Consider the following 3358-nt stretch of genomic DNA (forward strand, 5'->3'; position numbering starts at 1 on the left):
TCATTATGATCAACATTAACCAATATCCATTCAGGACCAAAGTAATTCTTTAAATTAGAATTTTCTTCTAAATTCGGGAATTTAGTATCTTCCAGATAGATATAAGCTTCTATACAATCGATTAATTTTTTATCGGGTTTGTATGAGTAATCTAGATACGGTAATAACAAGTGATCACACAATGTTCTAATTTGATGTGTAGTCCGTACATGGTAACTTCTCTGGAAATTTTTTCTAAATAGTATGTTGGGTTATTTATTCCGATTTTTATTAAAGCTTCATTGATAATTATTTCATCCATAGCTACAACGAATACAAGACCAGGAAAGTCTAAGGCGGATTTAATCATTTGAAAAACTGTAATTATTTCATCAGGAAATAGTCTATCTAATTCATCGATAAGAACCACAATTTTTTGTTCAGTATCGCTGTATCTAAGTTTCATTTCTTTATGTAATTCTTTCTTTCTTTTTGATAGTGGTTTGGTAAACAATATCTCACCAATGCCTTTTGCAGATTCACCGGCACTATTTGAAATAACTCCAGCCATTCTAGGATCTATTCCATTAGATAAAGCACCAACATAAGAAGATAATTTAGTTGCTGGAGAGATTATCTTTTGAGCATATTCTGCAAATTTTTGTTTTGCGTTGGTAACGCCACCATCTATTTCGTAATAAATTTCTTCAAATAAATTTGTTATAAGTGAATCTTCATCAGAAACAGTCCAAGGATTAAAACGGATGATATTACATTTTTTTTTATCTAACGACTGTTCGATAAAATTCAACATAGTAGATTTCCCTGATCCCCAAGGGCCATTTATACTTATAGAAAAGGGGGAATACGTTGGAAAGTTATTTATTACTGAAGCAATTTCAATAGCCTTCGACTTAAAGTCGAGTTTGTCGTAAGAGGTATCATCGACAGGTAAATAATTTATTTCTTCTAACATAATTACACCTCAACACATGGAATTTTAGTAGATTTTTAAAAGTTATGATAATTATACAATAAAAATAAATACCACAAAGCAAATGGCTTTTAACGGTTAACGTTTATTGTCTTTATTAAGTATTTACTCGTTCATTTCTTTTGTTTTAAAAATCATGAACAGAGACCATTCAACGAAGCATAAAAAAGCCCCAATTCGAATGAGAAGGGGGCTTAACTTTATTATTTAATACTCTCTAACTTCAAATGAAGCAATTTTATCATGGACTATATATTCTGTTACTTTTTTGTAAGGAGATATTGTTTTGCTTTGTCTAAATGGTTACAAAATAAGTTTGGTCTGTCTTAATACCTATACATAAAAAAGCCCTTCTCATTTAGAGAAGGGCTATCAATTACATGCTTTTTATTATATGAAACTTGTGACTACTCAGTTTTGATTGAATGCGTAGTTTGGTAGAGAATGACGTGTTATTGTAATTAAAATTAGTTTTGTTTAATATTGTTTTCATAAATATGATAATAATATCATCGAGTATTTGTATTATGTCAGATAACTCTTCAAAAAAAGTATCTACATAGTAATTAATAGTTAAACTTAAGTTAGATGTGTCTATTTTATGTTTATGTACTATTTTAGAAGCTTTACCATAAATAGATGTAAGTTTAATTATTTCTTCTCTTATGTGTGCATTTTCAGGGGCTCGCTTTGGTTCATCCTTTAGATATCTAAACTGAGTTCTAGCAACTTCTTCTTCTGTTTTTGTTGAAAATGTCAGTGAATATATATATTTTAGTAACGATTCAGAGGCAACTCTAATATTATAGTTTGCAAAACCAGGATAATTAACTGGAAGAGCAATTAAGAGTGTGTTTATAGATTCCATATAATCATTAACAAAACGTATCTGTGTATTTATAGTATGATTATTCAAGTGTTCATTTATTAAATCGTAGATGACTAAGTTTTCGAATATTAGGTTATGAAAGTGTTCTAATTTTATGAGGTTTTCCTCTTGAATCCAAACATTTTTTGGGAAATGCTCTTGTAAAAAGGTTACATAGTTATAGAACTCAGTCTTATTTTTTGATATTGTACTCTGGAAATCCATTTTATTTTCCTCTACGATACTTTTCAATTATTGTTTTTGCATAGTTTGAATCTTCTTTGTTTTTACTTTTTGTATTTTCTTTTTCGGCAGTAACATCGATTTCTAATTTGTGTGACACGAAAGTTATAATATTTTCTCTTAATATGTTTAATTCTTCAACATCTTTTTTTTCAATATCTCTTATAACTCTTGAAATGACAATAGTTCTGCTAGCAAAGACATATTCTCTATATTTAAAATTTAAAAAGCCTATAAATTCAACTAGTTCTTTATTATTATTAAATAGTTCTTTTGAAAGAATAACTTGTGAACAATAACCATATAAATTTACTTTTAATAAATCTACATCTTTTATTTTTCTTAAAGAAAGAATCTGATTGAATGTAATTTCATTGTTCATTATATAATTCAATCCTTTCTAAGAATTCTCGAGAAATATTTTCTATGAATTCTAGTAAGCTCATATCATTTCTATCTGAAATGAATGTTTCAAGAGCACCAGTTGTTAATTTAGGATAGTATTTTAACTCATGTTCAAAAACGTGGATATTCTCTTGTTCTGCATAACTTTTTATATCACTCATTCTTTGTTTCATACCTTCTGTTTGCCCTATCATCGTAAGAATAACACCTAAACATTGAAGATTTCTTCCTTCCATTACGACAGGTTGATCTACTGTAATAAATCTTTCTACAACATCTTTTAGTAGTGATAGACCTAATAACGAATACATATCAGGTTTTGATGGAACCAGGTAGTAGTCTGATGCCATTAGTGCTGAGACCGTGTAAAAAGAATACGTTGGTGGACAATCTATAAATATTAAGTCATAATTTTCCTTCAACTTCCATGTTTTGATTGCTTGTAGAAGTTTTTGTTCATGTGAACTATTTGAGCTTCTTTCCATAAATACTGTTGTAAGATCACCAGGAATTAAATGGAGGTTATCAGTAAGCTGTAATATTATTTCTGATTCTTTGCCTTGGATTAAGTGAAGATCATATAATTTTTGTATAGATGGAATATCCTTTCTTATATTTCCATCTTCGTCATTAACGTCTATATTGAATTTTTCAAAAAAGGATTGAGTACAATTAGATTGTGGATCTATATCAATTACTAATATTTTTTTTCCTTCATTATCTGGATCATGATTTTTTTCTTGAAGATAGTAAGCTATTTCTTTGCAAAGAGTTGTTTTACAAACTCCACCTTTCATGTTTAGAAAGGATATAACTTTTCCATTTTTCATTATAATAAGACCATCCTTTTATATGATATATTTATATAT

General features: G+C 28.4%; 4 protein-coding genes. All 4 read right to left on the bottom strand.

All coding sequences use genetic code 11. The annotated features are described in order from the left end of the window. Positions 1-151: 151 nt before the first annotated feature. The 4 genes from V7014_RS26270 to V7014_RS26285 all read right to left on the bottom strand — a co-directional run bounded on the left by V7014_RS26270 (position 152) and on the right by V7014_RS26285 (position 3319). On the bottom strand, positions 152-955 hold the full coding sequence (locus V7014_RS26270; protein ID WP_335511934.1) for a KAP family P-loop NTPase fold protein: 804 nt from the start codon (positions 953-955) through the stop codon (positions 152-154). A gap of 394 nt (positions 956-1349) precedes the next feature. Next, the gene (locus tag V7014_RS26275) at positions 1350-2093 is read right to left on the bottom strand and encodes a hypothetical protein (protein WP_335511936.1); all 744 of its coding nucleotides are present in this window, start codon (positions 2091-2093) and stop codon (positions 1350-1352) included. After that, on the bottom strand, positions 2068-2466 hold the full coding sequence (locus tag V7014_RS26280; RefSeq protein ID WP_335511937.1) for a hypothetical protein: 399 nt from the start codon (positions 2464-2466) through the stop codon (positions 2068-2070). Before V7014_RS26280 ends, V7014_RS26275 begins: the two co-directional genes overlap by 26 nt. After that, positions 2456-3319, bottom strand: a complete 864-nt coding sequence (locus V7014_RS26285) for a ParA family protein (RefSeq protein WP_335511939.1) — start codon at positions 3317-3319, stop codon at positions 2456-2458. The genes V7014_RS26280 and V7014_RS26285 overlap by 11 nt, the downstream gene beginning before the upstream one ends. Between the last annotated feature and the right edge of the window lie 39 nt (positions 3320-3358).

The sequence above is a fragment of the Bacillus sp. JJ722 genome, assembly GCF_036963345.1.
Classification (GTDB): Bacteria; Bacillota; Bacilli; order Bacillales; family DSM-1321; genus Bacillus_AD.